This is a genomic window from Dactylosporangium sp. NPDC051485, assembly GCF_040682015.1.
In the GTDB taxonomy this organism is placed as follows: Bacteria; Actinomycetota; Actinomycetes; order Mycobacteriales; family Micromonosporaceae; genus Dactylosporangium.
In genome coordinates, this window is sequence record NZ_JBFAZW010000008.1 from 125,017 (window position 1) to 150,264 (window position 25,248).

General features: G+C 70.6%; 27 protein-coding genes, 2 tRNA genes and 1 pseudogene. 19 read left to right on the forward strand and 11 right to left on the reverse strand.

Annotation, left to right across the window (positions count from 1 at the left end):
- The first annotated feature begins 46 nt into the window (after positions 1-46).
- The 8 genes from AB0M46_RS06630 to AB0M46_RS06665 all read left to right on the forward strand — a co-directional run bounded on the left by AB0M46_RS06630 (position 47) and on the right by AB0M46_RS06665 (position 4,170).
- Positions 47-676 (forward strand): disulfide bond formation protein DsbA, encoded by a 630-nt coding sequence (locus AB0M46_RS06630; RefSeq protein WP_363333324.1) that lies wholly within the window; start codon positions 47-49, stop codon positions 674-676.
- Positions 677-702: 26 nt separating this feature from the next.
- Positions 703-1,068 carry a hypothetical protein gene (locus tag AB0M46_RS06635; RefSeq protein WP_363333325.1) on the forward strand — a complete coding sequence of 122 codons (366 nt, stop codon included), beginning with the start codon at positions 703-705 and terminating at the stop codon, positions 1,066-1,068.
- Between the two features lie 2 nt (positions 1,069-1,070).
- Entirely contained in the window at positions 1,071-1,391 is a 321-nt protein-coding gene (locus tag AB0M46_RS06640; protein WP_363333351.1) for a DUF3817 domain-containing protein, read from the forward strand.
- A 43-nt stretch (positions 1,392-1,434) separates the two neighbouring features.
- Positions 1,435-1,848, forward strand: coding sequence for an ATP-binding protein (locus AB0M46_RS06645; protein WP_363333352.1), 414 nt, complete (start codon positions 1,435-1,437; stop codon positions 1,846-1,848).
- Between the two features lie 140 nt (positions 1,849-1,988).
- Positions 1,989-2,171: a hypothetical protein gene (locus AB0M46_RS06650; protein WP_363333326.1), complete on the forward strand. Its 183-nt coding sequence runs from the start codon at positions 1,989-1,991 to the stop codon at positions 2,169-2,171.
- Between the two features lie 16 nt (positions 2,172-2,187).
- Entirely contained in the window at positions 2,188-3,366 is a 1,179-nt protein-coding gene (locus AB0M46_RS06655) for a DUF1015 family protein (protein ID WP_363333327.1), read from the forward strand.
- 125 nt (positions 3,367-3,491) lie between these two features.
- Positions 3,492-3,686 (forward strand): hypothetical protein, encoded by a 195-nt coding sequence (locus tag AB0M46_RS06660; RefSeq protein ID WP_363333328.1) that lies wholly within the window; start codon positions 3,492-3,494, stop codon positions 3,684-3,686.
- 13 nt (positions 3,687-3,699) lie between these two features.
- On the forward strand, positions 3,700-4,170 hold the full coding sequence (locus AB0M46_RS06665) for a ribose-5-phosphate isomerase (protein ID WP_363333329.1): 471 nt from the start codon (positions 3,700-3,702) through the stop codon (positions 4,168-4,170).
- Positions 4,171-4,246: 76 nt separating this feature from the next.
- Here AB0M46_RS06665 and AB0M46_RS06670 read toward each other — a convergent pair whose 3' ends face one another.
- The 3 genes and pseudogenes from AB0M46_RS06670 to AB0M46_RS06680 all read right to left on the reverse strand — a co-directional run bounded on the left by AB0M46_RS06670 (position 4,247) and on the right by AB0M46_RS06680 (position 8,101).
- Positions 4,247-6,196, reverse strand: a complete 1,950-nt coding sequence (locus AB0M46_RS06670; protein ID WP_363333330.1) for a galactose oxidase early set domain-containing protein — start codon at positions 6,194-6,196, stop codon at positions 4,247-4,249.
- 116 nt (positions 6,197-6,312) lie between these two features.
- Positions 6,313-6,510 (reverse strand): annotated as a pseudogene (locus tag AB0M46_RS06675) (hypothetical protein); the annotation flags it as partial.
- 370 nt (positions 6,511-6,880) lie between these two features.
- Positions 6,881-8,101: a GNAT family N-acetyltransferase gene (locus tag AB0M46_RS06680; protein ID WP_363333331.1), complete on the reverse strand. Its 1,221-nt coding sequence runs from the start codon at positions 8,099-8,101 to the stop codon at positions 6,881-6,883.
- A 161-nt stretch (positions 8,102-8,262) separates the two neighbouring features.
- Here AB0M46_RS06680 and AB0M46_RS06685 point away from each other — a divergent pair, with 161 nt between their 5' ends.
- Positions 8,263-9,945: a hypothetical protein gene (locus AB0M46_RS06685; RefSeq protein ID WP_363333332.1), complete on the forward strand. Its 1,683-nt coding sequence runs from the start codon at positions 8,263-8,265 to the stop codon at positions 9,943-9,945.
- On the forward strand, positions 9,942-10,688 hold the full coding sequence (locus tag AB0M46_RS06690) for a tyrosine-protein phosphatase (protein ID WP_363333333.1): 747 nt from the start codon (positions 9,942-9,944) through the stop codon (positions 10,686-10,688). The genes AB0M46_RS06685 and AB0M46_RS06690 overlap by 4 nt, the downstream gene beginning before the upstream one ends.
- 16 nt (positions 10,689-10,704) lie before the next feature.
- On the opposite strand, the gene AB0M46_RS06695 is transcribed toward AB0M46_RS06690, so the two are convergent.
- Positions 10,705-12,669, reverse strand: a complete 1,965-nt coding sequence (locus AB0M46_RS06695; protein WP_363333334.1) for a glycosyltransferase family 2 protein — start codon at positions 12,667-12,669, stop codon at positions 10,705-10,707.
- Between the two features lie 138 nt (positions 12,670-12,807).
- Between AB0M46_RS06695 and AB0M46_RS06700 the strand changes: the two genes are divergently transcribed.
- On the forward strand, positions 12,808-13,866 hold the full coding sequence (locus tag AB0M46_RS06700) for a glycoside hydrolase family 6 protein (protein WP_363333335.1): 1,059 nt from the start codon (positions 12,808-12,810) through the stop codon (positions 13,864-13,866).
- Here AB0M46_RS06700 and AB0M46_RS06705 read toward each other — a convergent pair whose 3' ends face one another.
- The 4 genes from AB0M46_RS06705 to AB0M46_RS06720 all read right to left on the reverse strand — a co-directional run bounded on the left by AB0M46_RS06705 (position 13,867) and on the right by AB0M46_RS06720 (position 15,713).
- A complete protein-coding gene (locus AB0M46_RS06705) occupies positions 13,867-14,565 on the reverse strand; it encodes a GntR family transcriptional regulator (protein WP_363333336.1) in 699 nt (232 codons plus the stop codon). It lies immediately after the preceding gene.
- 54 nt (positions 14,566-14,619) lie between these two features.
- Complete coding sequence (locus AB0M46_RS06710) at positions 14,620-14,769, reverse strand: hypothetical protein (protein ID WP_363333337.1); 150 nt, start codon at positions 14,767-14,769, stop codon at positions 14,620-14,622.
- A 93-nt stretch (positions 14,770-14,862) separates the two neighbouring features.
- Complete coding sequence (locus tag AB0M46_RS06715) at positions 14,863-15,063, reverse strand: hypothetical protein (RefSeq protein WP_363333338.1); 201 nt, start codon at positions 15,061-15,063, stop codon at positions 14,863-14,865.
- Positions 15,060-15,713: a DUF2625 family protein gene (locus tag AB0M46_RS06720; RefSeq protein ID WP_363333339.1), complete on the reverse strand. Its 654-nt coding sequence runs from the start codon at positions 15,711-15,713 to the stop codon at positions 15,060-15,062. The genes AB0M46_RS06715 and AB0M46_RS06720 overlap by 4 nt, the downstream gene beginning before the upstream one ends.
- Before the next feature lie 119 nt (positions 15,714-15,832).
- Between AB0M46_RS06720 and AB0M46_RS06725 the strand changes: the two genes are divergently transcribed.
- Complete coding sequence (locus AB0M46_RS06725; protein ID WP_363333340.1) at positions 15,833-16,666, forward strand: SDR family oxidoreductase; 834 nt, start codon at positions 15,833-15,835, stop codon at positions 16,664-16,666.
- Between the two features lie 362 nt (positions 16,667-17,028).
- On the opposite strand, the gene AB0M46_RS06730 is transcribed toward AB0M46_RS06725, so the two are convergent.
- From AB0M46_RS06730 to AB0M46_RS06740, 3 genes are all read right to left on the reverse strand, one after another.
- On the reverse strand, positions 17,029-17,412 hold the full coding sequence (locus AB0M46_RS06730) for a hypothetical protein (protein ID WP_363333341.1): 384 nt from the start codon (positions 17,410-17,412) through the stop codon (positions 17,029-17,031).
- Positions 17,409-17,585 carry a hypothetical protein gene (locus AB0M46_RS06735; protein ID WP_363333342.1) on the reverse strand — a complete coding sequence of 59 codons (177 nt, stop codon included), beginning with the start codon at positions 17,583-17,585 and terminating at the stop codon, positions 17,409-17,411. The genes AB0M46_RS06730 and AB0M46_RS06735 overlap by 4 nt, the downstream gene beginning before the upstream one ends.
- A gap of 446 nt (positions 17,586-18,031) precedes the next feature.
- Positions 18,032-18,102, reverse strand: a tRNA-Gly gene (locus AB0M46_RS06740).
- Positions 18,103-18,244: 142 nt separating this feature from the next.
- Between AB0M46_RS06740 and AB0M46_RS06745 the strand changes: the two genes are divergently transcribed.
- The 7 genes from AB0M46_RS06745 to AB0M46_RS06775 all read left to right on the forward strand — a co-directional run bounded on the left by AB0M46_RS06745 (position 18,245) and on the right by AB0M46_RS06775 (position 24,678).
- Positions 18,245-18,318 (forward strand) — tRNA-Pro (locus AB0M46_RS06745).
- Between the two features lie 61 nt (positions 18,319-18,379).
- The gene (tig, locus tag AB0M46_RS06750) at positions 18,380-19,774 is read left to right on the forward strand and encodes a trigger factor (protein WP_363333343.1); all 1,395 of its coding nucleotides are present in this window, start codon (positions 18,380-18,382) and stop codon (positions 19,772-19,774) included.
- Positions 19,775-19,905: 131 nt separating this feature from the next.
- Positions 19,906-20,556, forward strand: coding sequence for an ATP-dependent Clp protease proteolytic subunit (locus tag AB0M46_RS06755; RefSeq protein ID WP_363333344.1), 651 nt, complete (start codon positions 19,906-19,908; stop codon positions 20,554-20,556).
- Positions 20,557-20,567: 11 nt separating this feature from the next.
- On the forward strand, positions 20,568-21,227 hold the full coding sequence (locus AB0M46_RS06760) for an ATP-dependent Clp protease proteolytic subunit (protein ID WP_363333345.1): 660 nt from the start codon (positions 20,568-20,570) through the stop codon (positions 21,225-21,227).
- 263 nt (positions 21,228-21,490) lie between these two features.
- Positions 21,491-22,789, forward strand: coding sequence for an ATP-dependent Clp protease ATP-binding subunit ClpX (clpX, locus tag AB0M46_RS06765; protein ID WP_363333346.1), 1,299 nt, complete (start codon positions 21,491-21,493; stop codon positions 22,787-22,789).
- A gap of 245 nt (positions 22,790-23,034) precedes the next feature.
- Entirely contained in the window at positions 23,035-23,868 is an 834-nt protein-coding gene (locus tag AB0M46_RS06770) for a DMT family transporter (protein WP_363333347.1), read from the forward strand.
- Between the two features lie 15 nt (positions 23,869-23,883).
- On the forward strand, positions 23,884-24,678 hold the full coding sequence (locus AB0M46_RS06775; protein ID WP_363333348.1) for a carbon-nitrogen hydrolase family protein: 795 nt from the start codon (positions 23,884-23,886) through the stop codon (positions 24,676-24,678).
- Positions 24,679-25,248: the final 570 nt, after the last annotated feature.

The following is a 25,248-nucleotide window of genomic DNA, read 5'->3' on the forward strand; positions in this document are numbered from 1 at the left end:
ATCGGATGGGTTTTCCGACTCTTTCACTAGTGAGGTGGTCACCGTCATGGCCGAAGACCGCGTCATCGCCGACATGTGGTTCGACCCACGCTGCCCGTGGGCCTGGATCACCTCTCGCTGGCTCCTGGAGGTGGAGCAGGTCCGGCCCGTGCGGATCCGCTTCCACGTCATGAGCCTGTCCATCCTCAACGAGGGCCGCGAGGATCTGCCGGAGCAATACAAGGAGGGTCTGGCAAAGGGTTGGGGTCCGGTGCGGGTGGCGATCGCCGCCGAGCAGAAGTTCGGCAATGAGGCACTTCGCCCGCTTTACACCGCCCTCGGCACCCGCATCCACATCGAGAAGCAGGAGCTCGGCGACGAGCTGTACCGGGGCGCCCTCGCCGACGCCGGCCTCCCGGCCGACCTGGCCGAGTTCGCCGAGTCCACCGAGTTCGACGCGCAGCTGCGGGAGAGCCACTTCGCCGGGATGAACCCGGTCGGCATGGACGTCGGCACGCCCGTCATCCACGTGCCCGGCCCCGACGGCAAGCTCATCGCGTTTTTCGGTCCCGTGGTCACCCCGCGGCCGAAGGGTGAGGCGGCCGGCCGGCTCTGGGACGGCACCCTCCTCGTGGCCGGCACGCCCGGCTTCTACGAGATCAAGCGCACCCGCGACGTGGGGCCGGTCTTCGACTGACGAGGACAGGAGTAGCCTGCCTACTCGTGCGGCGGTTTTTCACACCCCGGTGGGTGCTCGGCCACGCCCTGGCACTCGCCGGGGTGGCCGTTTGTCTGATCGCCGGGCGCTGGCAGTACGAGCGCGCTGCCGCCGGCAACATGCTCAGCTGGGCCTACACCGTGCAGTGGCCGCTCTTCGCGCTCTTCGTGGTCTTCCTGTGGGCGCGCGCGATCCGCGACGCCCGGGGCACGAGCGCACCCCGGCCGGCGCCGGCCCCGATGCGGCCGCCCGTGCGGGCGTCGGCGCCCGCCGTCGACGCCGCCGAGGACCCGGAGCTCGCGCAGTACAACCGGATGCTCGCCTGGCTCGCCGCGAATCCCGATCGCCGTCCGAAGGACTTTCCCGGATGAACCTGAACCCCGCACTGACCCGCTACCGGATCGTGGCCTGGATCGTCGGCGTGCTGCTGATCGTGCTCACGGTCGGCACGGTGCTGAAGTACACCGCCGACGACGACACGATCGTGGCGATCGTCGGCCCGGCGCACGGCTTCCTGTACATGGTCTACCTGGTGCTCGCGGCCGACCTGGCCCGGCGGGCCCGCTGGAAGCTGCCGTTCACGGCCCTGGTGCTGCTGGCCGGCACCGTGCCGTTCCTGTCCTTCGTCGCCGAGCGGGTCGTGACGCGCCGGGTCCGGGATGCGTTTCCTCTCGTGGCCTCCGGGGCACCCTAACGGGACAGCCGCCGCCACGCATGGAGGGAGCCCGACCGTGGGGATGGAAGTCCGGCTCTCACTCTCGCTTCCCCGTGACCGCACGACGGTACCGCTGACCCGGCGGGTGCTCGACGCGGCGCTGGCGGTCTTCTCGGTGACCAACGACTGCCGCGACGACATCGGCCTGGCGGTCGGCGAGGCCTGCGCCAACGCGGTGCAGCACGCGGGCATGGGCAGCGACTACGAGGTCACGGTCACCATTCAGGAGGATCGCTGCATCATCGACGTCGTGGACGAGGGCACCGGCCTCGACACGACCGAGGTGCCCGACCCGGGCCCGGACGCGGAGTCCGGGCGCGGCCTGCGGATCATCCACGCGCTCGCCGACATGGTCGAGCTGCGCCGCCGCCAGCCCCGCGGGATGGCGCTGCGGATCGTCAAGCTGCTGACACGGAGCACTCCCGCGTTCCCCTAGTTCGTGCCGTGTGCGCGACAAAACCGGCTCGTGCAGCCCCTGTGTGCCGTTTCCTGGAATTCGCACAGCCGGTGCGTTGCCGGCACGAATGGGTGTCGTTGGCAAAGTTGCCGCGACATTCTCTGGGAGAGGCCGAGATCATGTCTGAGACCCGCTGGACCGTCCAGGAGCGGTCCTGGAAGGAAGAACTGCCCGAACTGCCCGACGAGGTGAGCGCGCTGCTCGCCCCGCCCGTCGTGGTGTGCGCGTCGGGCCTGATCCGGGGGGTTGTGCGCCGCTCTGCGGGACGCCCCGTCCCCCGTGCCACGGCCGGGGTCAGCTGAGCGATAGCGTTTCGGTATGACGGTAGCGCACCCGATCGCCCACGCCTGGCTCTCCACCGGAGGGACCGGCGCGCAGAACTACGACGAGTTCGCCGACGACGCGGAGATCACCGCGATCATCGCCGCCAACCCGGCCAGCGCGCTGGCCGTGGAGATGCCGCACCGGGCTCCCGACAGCGTCGGCCGCCCCTTCCTGGACTGCCTGCCCGACGCCGTCGAGCGCCTGCGGTCGGCGAAGGAGGACGGCCACTACGCACCGGCGGCCGACGTCGTGGTGCTCTACCGGATCACCGCCCCGGACGGCGCCCGCGCCTACGGCCTGTGGTGCATGGTCGACACCGACCAGATCTCGACCAGCGCCGACGAGCCGGGCGCGGTCATCCGCAACGAGGACGTCTTCATCGAGAAGGTCCGCGAGCGGGTCGCCCTGGCCGAGGCCACCCAGCACCTCTTGTCGCCCGTCCTGCTGCTGCAGACCGCCCACGGCGACGCGCTGCACGCCGCCCTGGCCCAGGCCGTCTCCGACGCGGGCGGCCCGGCCGTCGCCGACGTCGACCCGTCCGGCCGGACCCACGAGATCTGGGCGGTCGGCGCCGGCACCACCCGCGACCGCCTGCTGGCCCTGGCCGGCGGCGGCGAGCTGGTCGTGGCCGACGGCAACCACCGCAGCCTCGCCGCGCAGACCGCGGGCTACCCGCGCTTCCTCGCCGTGATCACCACGCCCGAGTCGGTGGCGATCCAGCCGTACAACCGGCTCGTCTCCGAGCTGCCCGGCTCGCTCGAGGCCCTCGACCTCCAGCCGCTGACCGGCCCGGTCGGCGTCCCGGTCACCGGCGGCCGGGTGCACCTCTACACCCGCGACGGCGCCTGGTCGGCCGCCCTGCCCCGGGTCGAGGGCGTGAGCGTGATCGACAACCTCGACCACGCCCTCGTCGAGCGCCGCCTCTTCGCCGAGGCGCTCGAGCTGGAGCCCGGCGACAAGCGGATCACCTACGTCGGCGGCGACTACCCGGCCGAGTGGCTGCGCGGCGAGGTCGACGCCGGCCGCGCCGAGCTGGCCGTGCTCATCGCCCCGGTGACGGTCGACGACTTCGTGGCGGTCAACCTGGCCCGGCAGAAGATGCCGCGCAAGAGCACCTGGTTCACCCCGAAGGCCCGGGCCGGTCTCGTCGTGGCCCAGCTCAGCGAGCTCTAGGCGGTCATTGCCAGGCAGTCGTTCCGAAGGGGTTGTGTCGGTCCGCCGCGGGGCGAGATTCGTGCTGATTCACTCGATCGTGATACACACTAGGCCGCTGGACTTCCGGGGCCTGGGGTGAACACATGCAGATGCGGATCTTCCTCGCGGCGATGATCGCCGCCTTCGGAGTCGGCGCCTTCGCCGCCGCCGTGCTCGTCTGGGACCGCCGCCGCATCTGGCGGCTGCGCCCGCAGTCCACCGCCGGCTGGGTGTTCGGCCTCGTCCTGGTCGGCGGCGGCTTGCTGGCGGGTTCCTGCCTGGGCCTCGTCCGGCTCTGACAGACTGCCGGGTATGCGCGTCTACCTTGGTTCGGACCATGCCGGCTACGAACTGAAAGTGCACTTGGTCAGCGCCCTGGGTCTGCAGGGCTACGAGGTCGTGGACGTCGGACCGGCGAAGTACGACCCGGACGACGACTACCCGGCCTTCTGCTTGCACACCGGCGCCCGGGTGGTCGCCGACCCCGGTGCTCTCGGCGTGGTGATCGGCGGTTCGGGCAACGGCGAGCAGATCGCCGCCAACAAGGTCCCCGGCGTCCGGGCCGCCCTCGCCTGGAACATCGAGACGGCGCAGCTCGCCCGCGAGCACAACGACGCCAACATCGTCTCGATCGGCGCCCGCCAGCACACGCTCGACGAGGCCACCACGCTGGTGACGACGTTCCTGTCGACCAAGTTCTCCGGCAACGAGCGCCACGCCCGCCGCATCGCTCAGGTGCTGGACTACGACAACTCCCGCGTCCTGCCCCCGCTGCCGGCCTGATCGATCCCTGACGTTCGCCCGGCGCGCCCGCCGGCGGGCCACCCGGTCCGTCGGCGGGCGCAGCCGCATCCGGCGCTCAGGAGATGGAGACCCACTTCGCCTCGGACGGGACGCCGGTCTTGCTGAGCACGAACAGCATGTAGGGGCCGGGCAGCATCATGGCGGGCGACGCCGGCAGGGTGAGCTGCACGCCGTTCATGGTGGGCTTGAAGTCGACGGCCAGCGACCGCTGCTCGGTGTTGAGCATGTGCGTCGCCGCGCCCGGCCGGATCAGCCGCACCGAGCCCACGTCGTCGGGGTTGCTGATGATGTAGTGGGCCTGCTGGCCGGGGCTCAGCTCGGCCGGGCCGTCGCCGATGGCCGGGCGGGAGCCGCGGAACAGGTACGCCGGGCTGTAGATCTCGATGCGCTGCTCGAAGGTTCCGGCGATGGTGTTCTTCTTGTCGCGGAACAGCGGGTCCGAGCCCACCGTCAGCACCCGGCCGTCGGGCAGCAGCACGCTGGCGCTGTGGTAGTTGCGCCCGACGGTCGGGTCGGCCGCGAAGGTCAGCGTGTTGGTGTCCGGGTGGTAGATCCGGGCCGTGTGGTTGTCGCTGTCGCTCTTGCCGCGGTAGTCGGACGAGCCGTTGCTGATCAGCACCGTGTCGTCGGGCAGGTTCACCAGCAGCGGATACCGGGTCGGCTTCGGCAGGGTCGGGCCGGGCTCGAAGCGCGGCTTGGCCTCGCCCAGCTTGACGATGTCGATCCGGCTCGAGGTCCGGTCCGACTCGCCCACCCCGCCGCCGCCGACGACCATGATGGTCTGGTTCTGCACCGGCCCCGCCCAGGCCGAGCCGCTGGTCTCCATCAGGTCGGGCTCGCGCAGGCCGGGCACCGGGGTGAAGTTGTTGTTCGTCAGGTCCCACAGGCCCGGGTCGCGGCCCTTGTCGGCCGGGCCGTAGCCGGCGTTGGACCCGGAGAAGAACAGGATGTTGTCCTTGGCGGTCTGGAACAGCGCGGGGTACGTCGGGAAGTACCGGTTCAGGTCCTCGCGCGTGACCCAGGTCTTCGTCTTCGGGTCGTAGATCTCGTTCTTGCTCCCGTCGACGACCTGGCCGCTGCCGTCCAGGCCCGACACCGCGAGCACCGAGCCGTTGGAGAGGCCGGTCAGCGTCGGGTACCAGCGCTTCTCGTGCATGTCCTGCACGCGCTCGTACCGCTCGGTCACCGAGTTGAACTCGTAGGCCTCCTTGCGGCCCTGGTAGTCCTGCTTGTCCATGGTGATCTTGTCGGAGAGCGCGTAGAGGTTGTGGCGGTCGGTGCCGCTGAGGCCCTCGATCTCGTACTGCGCGTCGTGGTTCACCACGTAGGCCGCGCCCTCGGCGGCCGCGTCCGCCCAGACCTGCGCCTGACCCGCGGTGATCACGACCGTGGGCTCCTCGCCCTGGCGGTGCGGCGGCTGGACGACCTTGGTCGCGGGCGGCACGGTGACGTCGTCGTCGGTGAGGTACTTGTGCCCGTTCGCGCCGTTGAGGGCCGTGCCCTTGGGGAACGTGCGCCCCGCGTCCGGCGACTCGTTCTTGAACGTCATCGTGCCGCCGGCCTTCTTGACGTCCTTTTCGAGCAGCTCGTAGCGCAGCGTGCCGCCGGCCACCAGCAGCTTGCCGTCGGGCAGGTAGGTGTGCCCGGCGCAGAAGAGGTCGGTCGGCGTCGGCACCAGCGTGGTGTGCCCGCTCACCGGGTCGAAGATCAGCGTCTTGAACGTGCCGGCCTCGAACTGCTCCCGGTCGTTGCCGGAGCCGGCGATGAGCAGGATCCGGCCCGACGGCAGCAGGGCCGCGTGGATCGCGTTGACCCGCTGCCCCTTCGGCAGCTCGACGATCTGCCAGTAGCCGTTGGCCGCCTTGTACTCCGCGCTGTTGATCTTGTGACCGTGCAGCCAGCCGACGGTCCCGTTGTAGAGCGGCGGGATGTTCGCCGCGCCCATCACGGCGGCGGCGACGACGGGCAGGACGATCTTGCGGCGAATCCAGCGCGGCAGGAGCAACGGGGGCCTCTTTCCAACTGCGACAGCAGGCGGTTGCCACCGTAGGCCATGGTGGGGCGGCCACAAATCAGTCGTCCGGGCTCCTCACGGAGCGCGCTGGGATCGACACCGAACGTTCAGCCGGTGGGTGGGCGGCGCCCCGGCCGGGCGAGTTCCTCGCGCGGCACCCAGCCCCGCCGGATGATCTGCAGGTTCCGCTCGGCCGCCGCCACGTCGTCGTCGCTGGGGCGGGCCGCGTCGCGGGCCCGCATCGCCGCCGACACGCTCACCTGTGACGCGCCGCCGCCGACCAGGCCGCGCAGCCCGCGCTCCGACACCACCTCGTCGTGGTGGTGCTGGTGGTGATGGTGCTGGTGCAGGTCGTGGTGGTCGTCGTGGTGCTCGTCGTCGTGGGGCGCCTCGGCGGGGGCGGCGGCCGGCTCGGGGGCCGCCGGCTCCGGGTCGTGCACGGCCGCGGTCATGGCGAACGTGCCCGCCATCTCCGCCAGGTGGTGCGGCGAAGGGCGCGGCGCCGGCTTGGCGGCCTCGACCGCGGGTGCCGGCGGCGCTGCGGCCGGCTCCTCGGGCTCTTCCGGGGCGGGCGTGGGAGGGGTCACCGGCTGGTGTTGCCGCATGCGCCGGCGGCGGCGCTGGATCCCTCCCATGCGCCTGACACTACCGTCTCCGGCGCCACCCGCCGAGGCATCAGAAGATTTCGATCGAATTGGGCTTGGTGGGCCAGCCGAACGCGGCGCTCGCGGCGGCCACCGCGCTGGGCCGGTGCTCCCGGACCCGGCCCGCCAGATGCAGCGCGCCGAGCGAGGTGCCGCCCAGGTAGACGGCGGCCACGTCGGCGATGTCCAGGCTCAGGTCGGGCTCGCCGTCGGCCGGGGTGCAGGAGACCACGGCGCCGCCCGCGCCGACGCGCAGCCGCCAGCGCCCGGCGTTGCCCTCCATCAGCGCGTCGGTCACCCCGAGCACGACGTCGACCGGGGCGGCGTACTTGCGGGCGGTGAGGGCCCGCGGGAGGTCGGTGATGCGCACCCAGAGCCCGTCGCCGACCTTGCCGCCGAGCTGGCGGGGCTCGTCGACCATGTAGAACAGCGGCTCCTCGACGCTGGAGCAGCCCTGGACGAGGGTGCGGGACAGGTCGACGCGCAGCAGGAAGCGGTAGAGCTCGGCGTAGGCGGCCGTGGTGGTGGCGACCACCTCGATGACGTTGACCTCCTGCTTGGGGCCGTTGTCGTCCCAGTTGGGCTTGATCCGGTATCGGGCGTAGCCCTCGACCACGCCGTCCGGGTTCTCCCACAGCACCGCGCGGGCCGGCGTGGTGCCCTCACGGCGGTGCTCCAGATCGCTCGTCAGGTGCCCCCACCAGGTTGCGTCGCGGCTCGACCAGCCGGGGCGGGTCGGGAGCACCTGGGAGTACACCTGGGAAAGCTCCTCGATCACGTCCGAGGGCACGGCGGAGCGCAGGGTGCCCGGCGCGGGCGGCACGCGCAGCGACAGCTCCCGCCGGTCGGCCCGGATGGTGAGGTTCTGGGCGGCCAGGCCATAGCCGAAGCGCTGGTAGATGCGCCCCTCGGAGGCCCACAGCGCGGCGACGGCCTCCGGCGCCGAGCGCAGCTGCTCGGTGATCATGCGGCGCAGCAGGCCCTTGCGGGTGTGCACCGGCGACACGACGACACCTGTGACGTGCGCCACGGGCACGACCGTGCCCGGCACCGCCATGTCGCGGGTGAACGCGGCCACCACGCCGACGACCTGCCCGCGGTGCTCTACGAGGTGGCTGCGGTCCAGCTCGGAGATGTCGTGGTACGTGTCGTTGGGGACCGGGGTGTGCGTGAGGCCGAACGCCTCCCGCCGGACCCGGCCCAGGGCGTCGCGGTCCGCCTCGGTCGCCGTGCGCAGCACATAGTCGCTCATCAGGTCGTGTCTACCTCGTGACCTCCGCCCAGCGCGACCCGATTTGCACGCTCGTTACCCTCGGATTCGTAGGGGGCGCCCGGTCCGGGGTCGACCGGGCGAAGCTTTGTCGGGCCAGACCGGGCGTTTGCCTGCGATTGCTGGCTGGGGGGAGTCATGTCATGACGCACGGTGCGTTGCTGGACCTCGTGTGTGGTCCGGCGAGCCCTTTGTCCGAGACATTCCAGCGGTACCGCCTGGTAGCCCACCTGGGCTCCGGCGGGCAGGCGGACGTCTACCGGGCCGTGCGCGTCTGCGGCGGGGTGACCTCGGCGCCGATGACGGTCAAGGTCTTCCGCGTCGACCCGCAGCGCCCGGTCGCCGACGAGCTGCGCTCCTGGGACAAGGGCGACGCCGCGCTCATGGACCTCAACAACCGTGGCGTGCAGGGCATCTGCCGGCGCGCGGACGGCTTCTACGGCCCGCCGCCGCACCGCCCCGGCGAGCGCCCGGCACCGGGCGACGCCGTGCCCTACCAGGTCTACGACTATCTGCACGGCGTCAACCTGCGCGAATACGTGGCCCAGCGGGCGGGTGCGACGCCGGGCGCCCGCCGCCTCGGGGCCGTCTCGGCGTTGCGGACCCTTGCCGGGGTACTGCAGAACCTCCACGAACCGCAGCAGAGCGGCGCCACGCCGGTGCTGCACATGGACGTGAAGCCGTCGAACGTGATGGTCCTCGCCACCGGCGAGGTGCGCCTGATCGACTTCACCGGCGCCCGGTACTTCCGTGCGGAGGAGATCACCCAGATCGCCTACACCCCGGAGTCGGGCGGCCCGGAGGCGTTCGGCGGGGTCAAGCACGTCGGCCCGGCCTACGACGTGCACGGCTTCGGCGCGGTGGCCTACTTCATGGTCACCGGCGCCTACCCGCGCGTCGACGGCCGCAGCGACCTGGGCGGCCCGCCCGACGCCTCCCCGCCGCCGTGGAACGTGCTGCGCCGCCACCCGCTGCTCGAGCGCGTCCCGGCCCTGCGCGACCACCTGCACGCCCCGCTGGCCGACAGTCCGGGCGACCGCCCGCTGACCCGCGACCTGCAGCTCTGGGTGAGCGACCTGGCCGACCTGGTGCGCCGCTGCGGCCTGCCCGACGTCGGCTGCGACTGGCACGAGTCCGACGGCACCGAGACCGGCCGCGCGGTCGGCCGCGCCCGCCCGTCGATCAGCGGCACCGAGACCGACGCCTACCAGCGCATCGAGCGCCTGGAGCGCGAGCTCGTGCAGCTGCGTTCCGGCGGTAACGGCGCCGGTGGTGCGACCGCCCTCTACCAGCCGGTCCCGCCGGTCTCCGCGCCCCCGGTCTCGGGCGTGCCCGTCTCCGCGGGCGGTGTGTCGGTCAACGCCGATGGCGTCCCGCAGATGCGCGGCCGAGCCAAGGTCATCCCGCGCCCGGCCCCAGAGCCGACCGGCATGCTGCCCATCGAGCCGGACGAGAGCCGCCTGCCCCGCTACACCCCACCCCCGGGGGAGCGCGCCCGCCAGCTCAAGATCGGCTGGGAGTACACCGGCACCGGCGCCGTCATCGCCTTCATCTGCTGGGGCCTGTGGGCCCTGGACAGCGAGGGCGGCCTGACCGGCCCGTTCATCGCCTTCCTGGTCGTCCTGGGCGTCGCCGTGGGCGTCTTCGCCCTGACCCGCCTCCTCGGCCGCCTGCTCCTCGAGCAGCGCCTGGGCCGCCCGCGCCGCTCGGCCCGCGGCGCCCACGCCCTGACCGGCCTCTTCCTGGCCGCCGCGGGCATCGCCTACCTGCGCGAGGTCGGCTGGTTCGTGAGCTTCTACCAGTGGGTGAAGGACCTCATCTGGTGAGATTCTGGCGGCGTCGGCGACCCTTCGCCGGCCACCTCGAGGGCCTGGTCAACTTCCGCGACCTGGGCGGCCTGCCGGCCTCGGGCGGCACGGTCCGCCCGGGGGTGCTCTTCCGCAGCGACTCCCTCGCCTACGCCACCCCCGCCGACGTCGCCTCCCTGGTCCACGACCTGCGCCTGTCCACCGTGATCGATCTGCGCGGCGAGTACGAGGTCTCCCAGCTGGGCCGCGGCCCCCTGTCCGGCTCCCGGGTGGAGTACTACTCGGCCCCCATCGCCGACGTGAGCGGCGCCGACGACCTGGTCGGCCACTACGTCGCGATCCTGGCCGAGAAGGGCCCGGTGCTCGCCGGCACGGTCCGGCACCTGGCCTGCGCCGGCACCCTGCCCGCGGTGTTCCACTGCGAGGCGGGCTGCGATCGCACCGGCGTCCTGGCCGCCGTGGTCCTCGGCCTGCTCGGGGTGCCGGAGGAGGCGATCGCCGCCGACTACGCGGCCACCGCGGCGGCGATGCCGACCATCCACGAGCGGGTGGCCGTGGTGGTGGACCGGCTGGGCCTGCCGCCGCGCCCGGCCTCCGTCGCGGTCTGGGAGCCGGAGGCGGCGCTGATGACCCGCACCTTGGCCGAGGTCCGCTCGCGCTGGGGCGACATCCGGGGCTGGGCCCACGAGCACGGCCTGACCGACGACGACCTGGCATCCCTGCGCGCCAACCTGGTCGTCGCCGGGTCGGTCGCCGGCTGAACGAGCCCGGCGGCGGCTACTCGTCGCGGTGCTCGATGCGGGGCGCGCGGCGCTGGGCGGGGACGTCGGTCACCTTCGGCATGATGATGGTGGCGCCCACGTCCTCCAGGGGCTGCCCCGCCTCCCGGGCCGCCAGGCGTTCGCGCAGCAGTGCCGACGGGATCTCCATCGTGATGTCGCCCGCGTGCTCCGGGGTGCCGGCCTGCTTCGGCACCGGGTGGTCCTTGGCCCGGCCCTCCCGCTCCAGGCTCTCCGCCCGCTCCTGGTCCCGCACCAGCCGCGCGTCCAGCCGCCACAGCACCAGCGGCGTGAGGCAGACCACCAGGGCCACGCAGGGCCACAGCAGCGAGGCCGGGGCAGCGTAGTCGCGCACGAAGGCGACCACGATCGTCGCGACCAGCAGGATCAGCCAGCCCAGGTGGTTACGGAACGTGCGCAGGCCGTCGCTCGTGGAGCTGGCGCCCTTCGGGGTCACCACGAAGCGGGCCGGGCGGCGGAACAGCGTGCTCAGCAGTTGGACGGCGTAGATGGGGGCGGCGATGATCGACATCAGCATGCCCTTGATGCCGCGGGAGTCCGGCGGTTCGTAGGGGCTCACGTTGTACTGCCGGTTGTTGATGTAGAGCCAGAGCGAGAACGCCGTGGCGTCCGTGTACAGGGCGAACCACAGCTGGGGTGAGATGGTCATGCCGCTCACGCCCAGGCCCAGGAACAGGATCGCGTTGACGATGCCCAGCAGCCAGCCGATCGCCATCGACGGGTAGAAGGTCGTGATCAGCGTGTAGTGCAGCATCCCGCCCGGCGAGAGGCGCCAGAAGCGGCGCCAGTAGGTGCGGGTCAGGATCTCGAAGGTGCCGCGCGACCAGCGCCGCTGCTGGCTGAAGTAGTCGTTCCAGCTCGACGGGCCCTCGCCGGCGGACAGCACGTCCGGGGTGTACACGGACTTCCAGCGGTGGCCGGTCTCCGGGTTGCGGGTCGTGTGCAGCATCAGGCCGGTGGCCATGTCCTCGGTGATCGAGTCGCTGAGGCCGCCGATGCTGCGCAGCGCCGAGATGCGGACCGCGTTGTTGGTGCCGACCAGCATCGAGGTGCCGTAGCGGTTGGCCGCGCGCTGGATCACGCTGTGGAACGGGAACTGCTGGGACTCCGCGGCGCGGGTGACGAAGGCCTCGCCGTTCTTGTAGCACTGCGGGCCGATGGCGTAGGCGACGTCGGGGTCGCGGAAGTACCCCACGATGCGCTCGGCGAAGTTGGCCAGCGGCACGTGGTCGGGGTCGACGGCGAGCATCACGTCGTAGTCGTCGCCGTGCGCGGCGATCCACGAGTTGTAGTTGCCGTGCTTGGTCTTCGCCCGGAAGGGGCCCTTCGGCCGGTTGTACCGGGCGATGCCCTTGCGCGTGAAATGCCGGATGCCCAGCTCGTCGCACATGGCCTTGACCTCGTCGTCGTCGCCCTCGTCGAGCAGCCAGATGTCGAGCACACCGCGGTGGCGGATGCGCTTGGCCGCGCGCAGCGTGTCGCGGACGACCGCGATCGGCTCCTTGCTGGGCACGATCGTGGTGAGGAAGGCCAGGCGCAGCCGCGCGTCGGGGGTGACCGGGATCGGGTCGCGGGCGGTCATCGAGGCCAGCGACAGCGAGAGCACGTTGATCAGGCGCAGCAGCTCGACGATGGCGATGCTGCAGATGACGAACACGTTCGCCACGCCGGCCGCCTCGGCGACCGGGCCGGGGTTGGTCTGGGCGAAGTGCGCCGGCTGGAGCAGCCAGACGCAGAAGATGACCTCGAAGCAGATGTTGAACAGCGCGATGAAGATCGAGCCGGCCACCCGCGGACGGCCGTTGATCGTGCGCTGCGCCCGATATCGGACCCGATACGGCACCCCCGCCGGCGGAGGGTTCAGCGGGCCGGCGAGCCTGCTGAAGCTCTCCAGCCGCGCCCACGACCGCCCGAATACGGGGATCTCGAATGGTTCCGACACGGGATCCTCTCGCTGTGTTGCCCCGCGGCCCGGTCCCCGGTCCCCGACTCGCCCCAGAGCATAGGTCACGTTCCGCCTGCCTGCCCCTCGGCGAATCGGCTCACCCGAGCGGGTGATCAGACGGGGTACCCTCCCGTGGTGGCGAACACGGTTGGACGGGGGGCGGTCCTGCTCGTCCTCGCGCTGTCGGGGCTGGCCGGGTGCGGCAAGGACGACCCGCCCGAGCGGTCGGCCGCGCCGGGCCACCGCGACTGCTCGCCGGCGACGGCGGCGGCCCAGCCCGCGGCGCAGGGCAACCCCCTCGCCGGCCGGGTGCTCTTCGTCGAGCCCGGCGGCCCCGCGACGGAGCAGGTGGAGCACTGGAGCAGCCAGGACCGCGCCGCCGACGCCACCACCCTGCGCCGCATCGCCGACCGGCCGACCGCCTTGTGGGTGAGCGACGGCCCGAGCACCGTTGGCGCGCGGGTCGACTCCGTGCTGACCTGCGCGGCCGCCCAGAAGCGGCTGCCGGTGCTGGTGGCGTACAACATCCCCCACCGCGACTGCGGCAAGTACTCCTCCGGCGGCGCCGCCTCGCCCGATGAGTACCGGGCGTGGATCCGCGCCTTCGCGGCCGGCGTCAAGGGCCGCCCGGTCGTCGTGATCCTCGAGCCGGACGCCGTCGCGCACGCCGTCGAGGGTTGTGAGACTTCGCAGCGGTACGAGTCGCTCTCCGACGCCATCGCGGTGCTCAAGGGCACGGGCTCGGCCGCCGTCTACCTCGACGCCGGGAACCCGCGCTGGATCACCGACGTGCACCAGCTGGCCGACGCCCTGAAGCAGGCCGGGATCGGCAAGGCCGACGGGTTCGCCCTCAACGTCGCGAACTTCTACAAGACGGCGGAGAATGTGTCGTACGGCAAACAGCTCTCCGACGCCCTCCCGAACAAGCCGCACTTCGTCATCGACACCAGCCGCAACGGCGCCGGGCCGGTGGAGGGCGCCGGGGACGTCGACGGGGGCCCGCACTGGTGCAACCCGCCCGGCCGGCTCCTTGGCAACGCCCCGACCACCACGGGCACCGGCGATTCCCGTGTCGACGCCCTGCTGTGGATCAAGCGCCCGGGCGAGTCGGACGGCGCGTGCCGGCCGGGTGAGCCCCCGGCCGGCCAGTGGTGGCCCGAGTACGCCCTGGACCTGGCCCAGCGCTCGAACTGATCACAGGTCGTAGGTCGACAGCATCGCGGGCGCCTCGCGGGCCAGGACCGCGTCGACCGCCAGCAGCGGGTCGCTGCGCACGTCCAGCACGGTGATCAGGGACACGGCCACGCTGCGCGGCTCCGGCAGCCGCAGCGCCGCCGCCTCCCCGCCGGTGGCCAGCCGGGCGCCGACGCGCTCGATCACCCGCCCGGCCGCGATCCCGTTGCGCCGCTCGAGGTGGGCGAGCAGGCCGCCCTCCGGGTCGAGGGTGGTCAGGTTCGTCAGGTTGGCCGGCACGAACACCGTGCGCAACCCGAATGGCGGCGCGTCGGGCGGCGCCAGGACGTACCGCCCGGACAGCAGCGGCACCCCGGGCGCCCTTCCCAGCACGGCGGCGATGCGCGCCGGGGCCGAGACCAGGCGCACCCCTTGCAGCGCCGCGTCCTCGCCGGTGAGCAGCAGGTGCTTGACCCGCTCCGGCAGCTGGGCGAACCGGGTCGCCGGCCGGCCGAGCACGATGCGGCCCTTGCCCTGCACGCCCTGGATCCAGCCGCGCAGACGCAGCTGGCGCAGGGCCCGCACGACGGTCGCCCGGGAGGTGCCGAACTCGCGCGTGAGCTCGGCCTCGGTCGGGAGGTAGTCCCCGATCTCGTACTGCTTGGCGTCGATGCGGCGCTGGAGGACGGTGAAGATCTCGGTGTACTTCGAGCTCGGCACGGCAGCCACAAAACCCTTCGAGTCCGGCTGCGAACCGTATTCACCACCTTATGGTCAGCGCCACCGCACTGGGAAGACGCCGAGCTTCGCCTCGTGCTGCGGATCACCGGTCTCGACGTGGCCGGTGGGCTTCGTGCAACGGACCTCGATGTCGCCGGTGGCGGTCGGGCTGATCTTCGTGGCTGGGCAGTTCGCGATCTCCATGCCCGAGGACCCTAGTCGAACATATGTGCGAACGCAGTACGGATCAAGGAATTGACCTGGGAAAACGCCCGAAACCTGCCCGGCCGTGCCCGATCATCCGGTTTCCCGCAGGAAGCCTTTGACCGCGGCCGCGAACGGTCGCGGGGCCAGGCTGTGGATGCGGTGCCCGACGGCGATCACGCGGTAGCCCTCGACCTCGCGGGTGAACGCGTCCCAGGTCCCCCGCCCGCTCCCGCCGCCGTGCAACAGCACCATCGGCGCCCCGGCGCCGGAGTCGTCGCGGGCGAGCCTCATGCGCCGAGCTGGTCGGCCATGTCGTGCTTGACGTCGACGATCTCGCGCATCGGGATCGCGTGGCGGCTGCAGCTCTCGATGTCCTTGCCCTCCCTGGTGAACAGCGGCGGCAGGACGCTGATGCCGCTGTCGAGGGGACAGGCGGCCACCTCGTCGCGCCAGCCGGCCCAGCGCCAGCTCAGGTAGAACTGGTCGAGCGCGCCGCCCAGCATGGCGTAGAGCCAGTCGGTGTAGCCGAGCGTGAGGTCCTCCCAGCGCAGGGTGTCGGGCGCGAAGTAGTGGATGGTGGGCAGGCCGTCCTCGGCCTCGCCCTGGCGCCACACGAACTCCCCGCCCATGACGTCCTGCGCGACGAGCAGCCCGGCCGGCTCGAAGACCTCGTTGACCGCGTGGATGTCGGCGAGCCTCCGGCGCGGGTTGCCGGAGCCGAAGACCCGCAGCCAGCCGCCGTCGACGACGAGGCCTCCGGTGCCGTACACCAGGGCGCCGAGCCAGGACGCGGTGCCGACCTGCAGCCGGTGCAGGCACGACGCCGCCCGGTCGGGCTCCGTCGGCAGAATCTCGATCGCATACGGCGACCCGGTGACCGAGGCCTCGATCTCGGCCCAGGCGGACCGGTCGTCGGAGATCAGCTCCGCCAGCGAGCGCACCCGCCAACTGTACGGCCGGCGACCCGCCCGCCACGAACGGCCGAAAAGTCCGCTGAATGATGGTCATTCACGTTTCTCAGACTGTCGGTCGGCGGATACTGAGAGTCACTATGCGGAACATGACTCGTCGCTGGTTGATCACCGGTTGCTCCACCGGCCTGGGGCGCGCACTGGCCGAGGCGGTCGCCGCCTCCGGACAGCAGGTTCTGGCCACGGCCCGCAATCCCGAGACCCTCGAGGACCTCCGGGACCGGTACCCCCGCACGCTCGCCACCTGCGCACTGGACGTGTGCGACCCCGATGACTGTCACAATGCGGTACACGCCACGCTGGCCCGCTACGGCGGCGTCGACGTGCTGGTGAACAACGCCGGCGCCGGCCACTTCGGCGCCGTCGAGGAGGTCACGGAGGCCGAGCTGCAGGCCCAGCTGGCCGTCAACCTGATCGCCCCGTGGCGCCTGACCCGCATGGTCCTTCCCCTGATGCGCGCCCAGGGCTTCGGCGACATCGTCATGGTCTCCTCGACCGCCGGCCGCACGGCCTACCCCGGCCTGGGGGCCCACTCGGCCGCCAAGTACGCCCTGGAGGGCATGGTCGAGACCCTGTCCCTGGAGCTGGCGGGCAGCGGCGTGCACGCCATGGCCGTGGAGCCCGGGACGTTCCAGACGGAGTGGGGCACCTCCCTGACGGAGTCGACCGAGAACATCCCGGCCTACGGCCGCGTGGTCTCCCCGATGCTGGCCGGCCTGCGCGCCCTGAAGTCCCTGCCGGTGGCCAACCCGCCGGAGCTCTTCGCCGCGCAGCTGATGCGCCTGATCGACTCCGACGAACGCCCGGTCCGCACCCCGATCGGCGAGGACGCCTGGATCAGCCTGCTGGACGCCGCCCAGCGCGACTACACGGCCCTGCTGAACGCCCGCCAGATCCCCGTCCCGGTCCCCGCCCCCGTGTAAGGCAGCGAGCGGGTCCAGCCCCGCTTCCTTCAGCGGCGCCACGGGCCCGTCGTCCCGTGGCGCCGTTCGCCTGTACATCGAGGACCCTAGACCGCCTCTGGCCGGACGCAACGTGATGCGCGGAGAAGCGCAAAACGGGCAAAATCGACGTAAACACAGGGGGCGTGCGAGGAGAATCGAACTCCCACCGTCAGATTGGAAGATCTTCCCGGTCCAGAGGGTCTGTCCAGATTCGCCTGGTGGGCACCAGCTGTTCACGCCCGATCGTGCCCACTGGTGACCGTGAGCGGACTAGGTTACTGGCACGCTTCTGGCACGTCCGATCCTGGACGCCGACAACCGCCTTGAGGGGGCATCCCTTTTCAGTCCTCGATCCGCACGGTATCGATGCCGTCTCCGTACGCGTCCGGCTGAAGGGTCGCCACATACCAGACCTGCCCCTGCGCTACGAGTAGCGCCGCGGCGCCAGCCCCGGCTCCGCCGAACAGGGCAGCAGCCGAGGCGTGGGCTTTCCAGTCGGCAGCGTCGAGTCCGACAACGACTGCAGCCGGGTGCTGGGCAAGCACGTCGAGCATCGGCCACGATGCCTCGTCCAGTTGCAGCCCGGCCTCGACAAGGCAGACGGCGGGGACAGCGAACTGATGCTTCTCTTCGGTTACCTCGCCCAACAGTTCACCGAGGCCGGCCGAACCGGCAACGTAGGCGAGGACGGCGGACGTGTCGAGAGCGAGCTGCGCCTCGGTCACGCGGCAGTGATCCGGGCCAGCAGGGCAAGCCTGCGCTGCTCTCGCTGTTCCGGTGTCCATTTGCCGTCGAGTTCGGCCAACTGGACGCGAGCACGCTCACGACCGGCGGCGGTGATGAGCACGCCACGCTCGTCCACGTAGTCGCCGCGGGTGTCGGAGGTCTGCTCGGTCATATGTTCGACGATACTCTCAACCGGGTTGAGAGGTCCATCGCTCCACGCGTTGGTGTCCCCAGGGATGTGGCGCTGAACAGCGCAAACGCAACTGTCACTTCATGCGGGCAAGTGAGACTGCGGCCGGCGGTTTGAACGCCACGACCCTCCAGGCGTGCCACCGCGACGCCGCGATTGGGAGTCGGTGAGGAGATCCGGCGCGTTTGGGTGGTTCATCCGCCCGGCTGCACACGCGCCGGACGGATGAGGAGTGCAGCTCTACAGCATGAGCTTCTGGGTGTTTCGAGCCGCCCGAGAACGAGCGGCAAGGGCGAGGCACTGCAAGTACACCCGCCGCCGACGCAAACTGGGAACTCGTCCGTCGCCAGGGCGCCCCGTTGTGGGTTTCGAGGGGGTCTGGGTGGAGCTTGCTCCCCCAGGGGAGCGGTAGCGACTAATAGATCAAGAGCGGGCGATGAGAATCGAACTCACACCGTCAGTTTGGAAGACTGAAGCTCTGCCATTGAGCTACGCCCGCGCGCACCCGGAGGTCCCGGTGCGCCACTAGCGTACCTAATGACCCCGCCCTCCGCCCGTCCCGGGGGCCCACGAGGCGCGACACCGGCATACCGAGCGGCGCGCTGTCCGGTCGAGCGCATACACTTGCCGACGCACACCACCGGGGTGTAGCGCAGTTTGGTAGCGCACTCGCTTTGGGAGCGAGGGGCCGTGGGTTCAAATCCCGCCACCCCGACCGGGAACGTCAAAGCGCAAGCCGCCAGTCCATAAGCCGTAGCAACGAGGGAGAAAGTTCTGTGAAGAGCACCGTCGAGACCCTGAGCCCGACGCGCGTGCGGCTCGAAATCGAGGTGCCGTTCGCTGAGCTCGAGCCGAGCCTGAAGAAGGCGTACCGGGAGATCGGCTCGCAGGTCAACATCCCCGGGTTCCGCCGTGGCAAGGTGCCTCAGGCGGTCATCGACCAGCGGGTGGGGCGCGGGGCGGTGCTCAACGAGGCCGTTCAGGAGGTCATCCCGACGCAGATCCTCGCCGCCGTGCGGGAGCACGAGGTGAAGACGCTCGGGCGGCCCGAGGTCGAGATCACCGAGTTCGCGGACGGGCAGCCGCTGAAGTTCAAGGCCGAGGTGGACGTGCGGCCGGAGATCACGCTGCCGGAGCTGGGTGAGATCCAGGTGACCGTCGACGTGCTGGTGGTGTCGGACGACGACGTGGACGAGCAGCTCAAGGGGCTGCGCGACCGGTTCGCGACGCTGAAGACGGTGGAGCGCTCCGCGCTGGCCGGCGACTTCGTGCAGATCGACCTGACCGCGACCGTGGACGGCGAAGAGGTGCCGGGCGGCAGCGCGGCCAACGTGTCGCACGAGGTCGGCAGCGGCCAGCTGGTGCCGGGCCTGGACGACGTGCTGGTGGGCATGAGCGCCGGCGACGCGACGACCTTCACGACCCAGCTGGTTGGCGGGGAGTTCGAGGGGCGCGACGCCGAGGTGGCCGTCACGGTGAAGTCGGTGAAGGACAAGCAGCTGCCGGAGCTGGACGACGAGTTCGCGCAGCTGGCCAGCGAGTTCGACACCCTCGACGAGCTGAAGGACGACCTGCGCACGCGGCTCACCCGGGTGAAGCGGATGGAGCAGCTGTACTCCGCGCGTGACCTCGCCCTGAAGGCGGTCATCGAGGCGACCGACGTGCCCGCGCCCGAGGGCGTGGTGAAGGACGAGGTCGACTCGCGCAAGGAGTCGATGAACGACCAGCTCCAGCGGATCGGGGCGTCGTTCGAGGACTACCTGCAGACCGAGGGCAAGACCGAGGAGGAGATGGACGCCGAGCTCAACGAGGCGGCCGTCGAGGGCGTGAAGGTCCAGCTGGTGCTCGACACCCTGGCCGACGCCGAGAACATCCAGGTCACCGACGACGAGTTCGGGCACGAGATCGTGCACCGCGCGCAGCGGGCCGGCATGGGGCCGCAGCAGTACTACGACCAGCTGGTCCAGGCCGGTGTGGCCGGCGCCGTCTTCGGCGACGTGCGCCGCGGCAAGGCGCTCGGGCTGGTGCTGGAGCGGGTGAAGATCGTGGACGGCGACGGCACGCCGCTGAGCCTGGAAGACCTGCGTGGCGCGGTCGAGGACCACGAGGGCCACGACCACGGCGACCACGAGGGTCACGATCACGGGGACCACGAGGGTCACAACCACTAACGTTGAAGGCCGGGGCAAAAGCCCCGGCCTTCACTACGGTGCGCTCATAGCGAAATGCGGTCAGCACAGGAAGCTGCCGCTCCCCGCACCGGTTAGGGTCGGCAAGTACAAGACTCTTGCGAAGGGCTGCCATGACCGACCTGCATATTCCAGCGTCGCCAGTCAGTCCCGCGCCCCACGGGCGCGGTCGGGGCGCGGACACGAGCCTGACGCTCGACGACTCGGTGTTCAACCGGTTGCTCAAGGAGCGGATCATCTTCCTGGGCAGCGAGGTCAACGACCAGGTTGCCAACCGGATCTGCGCCCAGATGCTGCTGCTCGCCGCCGAGGACGAGGAGCGCGACATCTGGCTTTACATCAACTCGCCCGGTGGCTCCGTCTACTCGGGCATGGCGATCTACGACATCATGCAGTTCGTCTCGAATGACGTGGCGACTGTCGCGATGGGCATGGCCGCCTCCATGGGCCAGCTGCTGCTGTGCGCCGGTGCGCCGGGCAAGCGCATGGCCCTGCCGCACGCGCGGATCATGATGCACCAGCCGTCGGGCGGCATCGGGGGCACGGCCTCCGACATCGCCATCCAGGCCGAGCAGATGCTCTACACCAAGCGCATGTTCCAGGAGCGCGTGTCGTTCCACACCGGGCAGTCGCTCGAGCAGATCGAGTCCGACTCCGACCGTGACCGCTGGTTCACCGCCGAAGAGGCGCGGGACTACGGCTTCATCGACAAGGTGATCACCGGGGCCCAGCAGGCCCCGGAAGGCGCCGGAACTCTGGCCTGAGGAGCGAAGCCATGACCGACCTGAGCCTGCCCCCGGCGCTGCGCGAGGTGCACAACCGCTACATCCTGCCGTCATACGTCGAGCGGACGTCGTACGGCATCAAGGAGACCAACCCGTACAACAAGCTGTTCGAGGACCGGATCATCTTCCTCGGCGTGCAGATCGACGACGCGTCGGCCAACGACGTGATGGCGCAGCTGCTGACGCTGGAGAGCAACGAGCCGGACCGCGACATCATCGTCTACATCAACTCGCCGGGTGGCTCGTTCACGGCCATGACGGCGATCTACGACACGATGACCTACGTCCGGCCGGACATCCAGACCGTGTGCCTGGGCCAGGCGGCGAGCGCGGCGGCGGTGCTGCTCGCGGCGGGCACCCCGGGTAAGCGGCTGGCGCTGCCCAACTCGCGCATCATCATCCACCAGCCGGCCACCGAGGGCGGCTACGGGCAGGGCTCGGACATCGAGATCCAGGCCCGGGAGATCATGCGGATGCGCACCCAGCTCGAGGAGATGGTGTCGCGCCACAGCGGCCAGCCGGTGGAGAAGGTCCGCAAGGACATCGACCGGGACAAGATCCTGACGGCCGAGGAGGCCAAGGAGTACGGCCTGGTCGACAACATCCTGGTCAGCCGCAAGAAGTCCAGCCTGGTCGCGTCGGGCAACTGACGCCTCTGGCGCGCAACCTCATCGGCTCGCCTTGCCCTCGGGCTCGGCGAGCCGATGAGGTTACCGATGGGTCACCTCAGAATTCGCGTGGGAAACCCGTCGTCGGGCAGGTGGTCGGAAAGACACCCCCGCGTAGGGGGTCGGAATACGGGCGACCACCAGGTAACGTCGAGGCAGTAGCCAGCGTGGGCCGTTCTTCGTCCCTCGCGGCGGGAGATATGCGATCCGGACGTTGGGTCCGGCCGAAGGCAGGGAGATCGTAGGTGGCACGGATCGGCGACGGCGGCGACCTACTGAAGTGCTCCTTCTGCGGCAAGTCGCAGAAGCAGGTGAAGAAGCTGATCGCCGGCCCTGGCGTCTACATCTGCGACGAGTGCATTGATCTCTGCAACGAGATCATCGAGGAAGAGCTGGCGGAGTCGGGCGACGTCAAGTTCGACGAGCTGCCCAAGCCGATGGAGATCTGCGCCTTCCTCGACCAGTACGTCGTCGGGCAGGACCAGGCCAAGAAGGCCCTCGCGGTGGCGGTCTACAACCACTACAAGCGGGTCCAGGCCGAGTCCGGCAGCAGCGCGGGCGGCGACGGCGTGGAGCTGGCCAAGTCCAACATCCTGTTGATCGGGCCGACCGGCTGCGGCAAGACCCACCTGGCCCAGACGCTCGCGCGGATGCTCAACGTCCCGTTCGCGATCGCCGACGCCACGGCGCTCACCGAGGCCGGCTACGTCGGCGAGGACGTCGAGAACATCCTGCTGAAGCTGATCCAGGCGGCCGACTACGACATCCGCCGGGCCGAGACCGGGATCGTCTACATCGACGAGGTCGACAAGATCGCCCGCAAGTCGGAGAACCCGTCGATCACCCGGGACGTCTCCGGCGAGGGCGTGCAGCAGGCGCTGCTGAAGATCATCGAGGGCACGGTGGCCAACGTGCCGCCGCAGGGCGGGCGCAAGCACCCGCACCAGGAGTTCATCCAGATCGACACGTCCAACGTGCTCTTCATCTGCGGTGGCGCCTTCGCCGGCCTCGACCGGATCGTGCAGCAGCGGGTCGGCAAGGGCGGCACGGGCTTCGGCGCCAACCTCCGCTCGATCACCGACCGGACCGCCGACGACGCCTTCAGCGACGTGATGCCCGAGGACATGCTGAAGTTCGGCCTGATCCCCGAGTTCATCGGCCGCCTGCCGGTGATCACGAGCGTCAAGAGCCTCGACCGCGACGCGCTGGTCAAGATCCTCACCGAGCCGCGCAACGCGCTCGTCCGGCAGTACCAGCGGCTGTTCGAGCTGGACGGGGTCGAGCTCGAGTTCGCGCCCGAGGCCCTGGAGTCGATCGCCGACCAGGCCATCCTCCGCGGCACCGGGGCCCGCGGGCTGCGCGCCATCATGGAGGAGGTCCTGCTCTCCGTGATGTACGAGGTGCCGAGCAACCCCAACATCGCCCGCGTGCTGATCACCCGCGAGGTCGTGCTGGAGAAGGTCATCCCGACGATCGTGCCGCGGGACCTGGCTGCCCATCGTGTCGGTCGGCGTCGCGCGGACCGCGAGGAGAAGTCGGCCTGACCCACCGTCGTTGCGCGTGACCCGGGACTCGGTGTCCCGGGTCACGCTGCGTTTCGGGCTGGCCGCGGGGTCCAGACCGCGAGGAGAAGGCTGGCCGCGGGAGCCAGACCGCGAGGAGATGTGCGTGACCCGGGACTCAGTGTCCCGGGTCACGCTGCGTTTCGGGTCGAAAGCGCGGCAATTGTCCATCGCGACGACGGAAAAACTCGTGGCACGACCGACCGACAACGAATACCGTTGCCGACGTGCTGTTCCTCGTATGTGCCGCGGCGTCCGCCCTCGTCTGGGGTGCGGGTGACTTCGCCGGCGGCAAGGCGAGCCAGCGCGCCGACTCGTTCATCGTGGCGCTCGTCGCCGAGACCGCCGGCATCCCGCTCGTCGTCGTCTGGCTGCTGGCGACCGGCACCGGCTGGCCGAGCGCGGCCGACCTCGCCTGGGGCGCGGCGTCGGGGCTCGTCGGCAACGCCGGTCTGGTGCTCTTCTACCGGGCGCTCGCCGGCGGCGCGATGTCGATCGTGGCGCCGTTGACGGCGACGACGACTGCCGCCGTACCGTTGCTGCTCGGGCTCTTCCTTGATCGCCGCCCGTCGGCGCTCGCGCTCGCCGGAGCCGTCCTGGCGGTGGCCGCGATCACGCTTGTCAGCGCCGGGCCGCGCGGCGGGGCCAAGGCGTCCCGGGCGCTATTCGGGCTCGCCCTCCTGTCCGGGGTGTTGTTCGGGGGGTACTTCACGATCGTCGCCCAGACCTCCGACGCATCCGGCCTGTGGCCGCTACTGGCCGGCCGGGTGGCGGGAGTCAGCGGCCTCCTGGCGGCCATGCGGGCCCTCCGGGTGCCCGTGCGTGCTTCTGCGCGCACGTTGGCTCTGGGGGGTACCGCGGGAGCCTTCGACGTCGCCGCCAACGCGCTCTATCTGTTCGCGGTGCGCGGCGGGGTGCTCAGCGTCGCGGCGCCGCTCGCCTCGCTCTACCCGGTGTCGACGGTACTGCTGGCGATGGCCGTCGACCGCGAGCGGGTGCGGCCGCTGCAGATCACGGGGCTCGGCCTGGCCGCGGTGGCCCTCGTGCTGACCGCCGGCTGACCGTACGCTGGCGGCATGCGCGTAGCGGTGTGTCAGCTCAACGCCCGGGACGATCGGTCGGAGAACCTGCGGGTGGCCCGGTCGCTGCTGCAGCGGGCCGCCGACGGGGGCGCCGACCTGGCGGTCCTGCCCGAATACGTGGACTACCTCGGCCGGTCCGCGTCCGCGCCGAAGCCCGAGCCCGTCGACGGGGAGTTCGCGTCGTTCTTCGCCGACGCCGCGCGCGAGCTCGGGATGTGGGTGCACGCCGGCTCCTTCCACGAGATCGGGCCGGACCCGGAGCACACGTACAACACCACGCTGGTCTTCGACCGGTCCGGCCGCCCGGCCGCGACATATCGAAAGATCCACCTCTACGACGTCGAGATCCCCGGCCGCGTCTCCTACCAGGAGTCGGCCACGGTCGCCCCCGGCGCCTCGACGGAGTTCGTCGATGTCGAGCGGATCCGGCTGGGCCTGTCCATCTGCTATGACCTGAGATTCCCGGAGTTGTACCGCGCGTTGGCCATCGCCGGCGCGACGGTGCTCGTCGTGCCGGCGGCGTTCATGCTCCACACCGGCCGGGACCACTGGGAGGTGCTCCTGCGCGCGCGGGCCATCGAGAACCAGTGCTACGTCCTCGCCGCCGGGCAGATCGGCAACCATGACCCGGACCGCACCTGCTTCGGGCGCAGCATGGTCGTCGACCCGTGGGGGACGGTCGTGGCGCAGGCGCCGGATGTCGTCGGCGTGACGTTCGCGGACCTCGATCTCGAGCGGCTCGCCGAGATCCGCCAGACACTTCCGAGTCTCGCCAACCGGCGGATTTGACGCGGCAGCCACAAGGTCCGTATGGTTCTGCAGGTCCGAGGGACTGGGCGGAAACAACCAGTTCGTCGGGTTAGTACCTAATCGGGCGGTGCGACCGTATTTGGCGATCGCGAAGCCGACCGGCTAAGGTACACCAGCCAATCCCGAGCAGGTCTCGGCGCCGGAATACGGCGCGGATGACACGCGCGGGAGAACGGTTCGGAAGGTCGGCAAGCGGGAAACGCGAGCTTGACAAGCCGGAACGGACTGGTAAGATAGCAAGGCCGGTGGCGAGCCGGGCGGGCAAGCGAGCGAAATGCTCAACTGCCGGCCGGTGCGACCGGATCTCCCGAAACAAGATCGCCGGAGACGGCGCCCTTGCTATGCTCGGGAAACCGCTGAAAGTTAAGAGATCCAACAAGGGTCTTGACAACGGAAAGCGACCTGGTAAGATAGAGTGGTTGCCCCGGACGAGGCGAGCGAATGCGAATCTCGACGGTGTGTGTTGGTTGTTTGAGAACTCAACAGGGTGCTTGTTAAGCCAGTGCCAAATGATTATTACCCCGTGGCACGGGTCCTTTCGGATTGCGT

Excerpts from the sequence above, each read along its gene's own strand:
- AB0M46_RS06715 (WP_363333338.1), bottom strand. The coding sequence starts at position 15,063 with ATGAGGCTCGCCCGCGACGACTCCGGCGCCGGGGCGCCGATGGTGCTG.
- AB0M46_RS06665 (WP_363333329.1), top strand. The coding sequence starts at position 3,700 with ATGCGCGTCTACCTTGGTTCGGACCATGCCGGCTACGAACTGAAAGTG.
- AB0M46_RS06645 (WP_363333352.1), top strand. The coding sequence starts at position 1,435 with ATGGAAGTCCGGCTCTCACTCTCGCTTCCCCGTGACCGCACGACGGTA.
- AB0M46_RS06655 (WP_363333327.1), top strand. The coding sequence starts at position 2,188 with ATGACGGTAGCGCACCCGATCGCCCACGCCTGGCTCTCCACCGGAGGG.
- AB0M46_RS06660 (WP_363333328.1), top strand. The coding sequence starts at position 3,492 with ATGCAGATGCGGATCTTCCTCGCGGCGATGATCGCCGCCTTCGGAGTC.
- AB0M46_RS06775 (WP_363333348.1), top strand. The coding sequence starts at position 23,884 with ATGCGCGTAGCGGTGTGTCAGCTCAACGCCCGGGACGATCGGTCGGAG.
- AB0M46_RS06735 (WP_363333342.1), bottom strand. The coding sequence starts at position 17,585 with ATGACCGAGCAGACCTCCGACACCCGCGGCGACTACGTGGACGAGCGT.
- AB0M46_RS06760 (WP_363333345.1), top strand. The coding sequence starts at position 20,568 with ATGACCGACCTGAGCCTGCCCCCGGCGCTGCGCGAGGTGCACAACCGC.
- AB0M46_RS06630 (WP_363333324.1), top strand. The coding sequence starts at position 47 with ATGGCCGAAGACCGCGTCATCGCCGACATGTGGTTCGACCCACGCTGC.
- AB0M46_RS06680 (WP_363333331.1), bottom strand. The coding sequence starts at position 8,101 with ATGAGCGACTATGTGCTGCGCACGGCGACCGAGGCGGACCGCGACGCC.
- AB0M46_RS06685 (WP_363333332.1), top strand. The coding sequence starts at position 8,263 with ATGACGCACGGTGCGTTGCTGGACCTCGTGTGTGGTCCGGCGAGCCCT.
- AB0M46_RS06650 (WP_363333326.1), top strand. The coding sequence starts at position 1,989 with ATGTCTGAGACCCGCTGGACCGTCCAGGAGCGGTCCTGGAAGGAAGAA.
- AB0M46_RS06755 (WP_363333344.1), top strand. The coding sequence starts at position 19,906 with ATGACCGACCTGCATATTCCAGCGTCGCCAGTCAGTCCCGCGCCCCAC.
- AB0M46_RS06725 (WP_363333340.1), top strand. The coding sequence starts at position 15,833 with ATGACTCGTCGCTGGTTGATCACCGGTTGCTCCACCGGCCTGGGGCGC.
- AB0M46_RS06710 (WP_363333337.1), bottom strand. The coding sequence starts at position 14,769 with ATGGAGATCGCGAACTGCCCAGCCACGAAGATCAGCCCGACCGCCACC.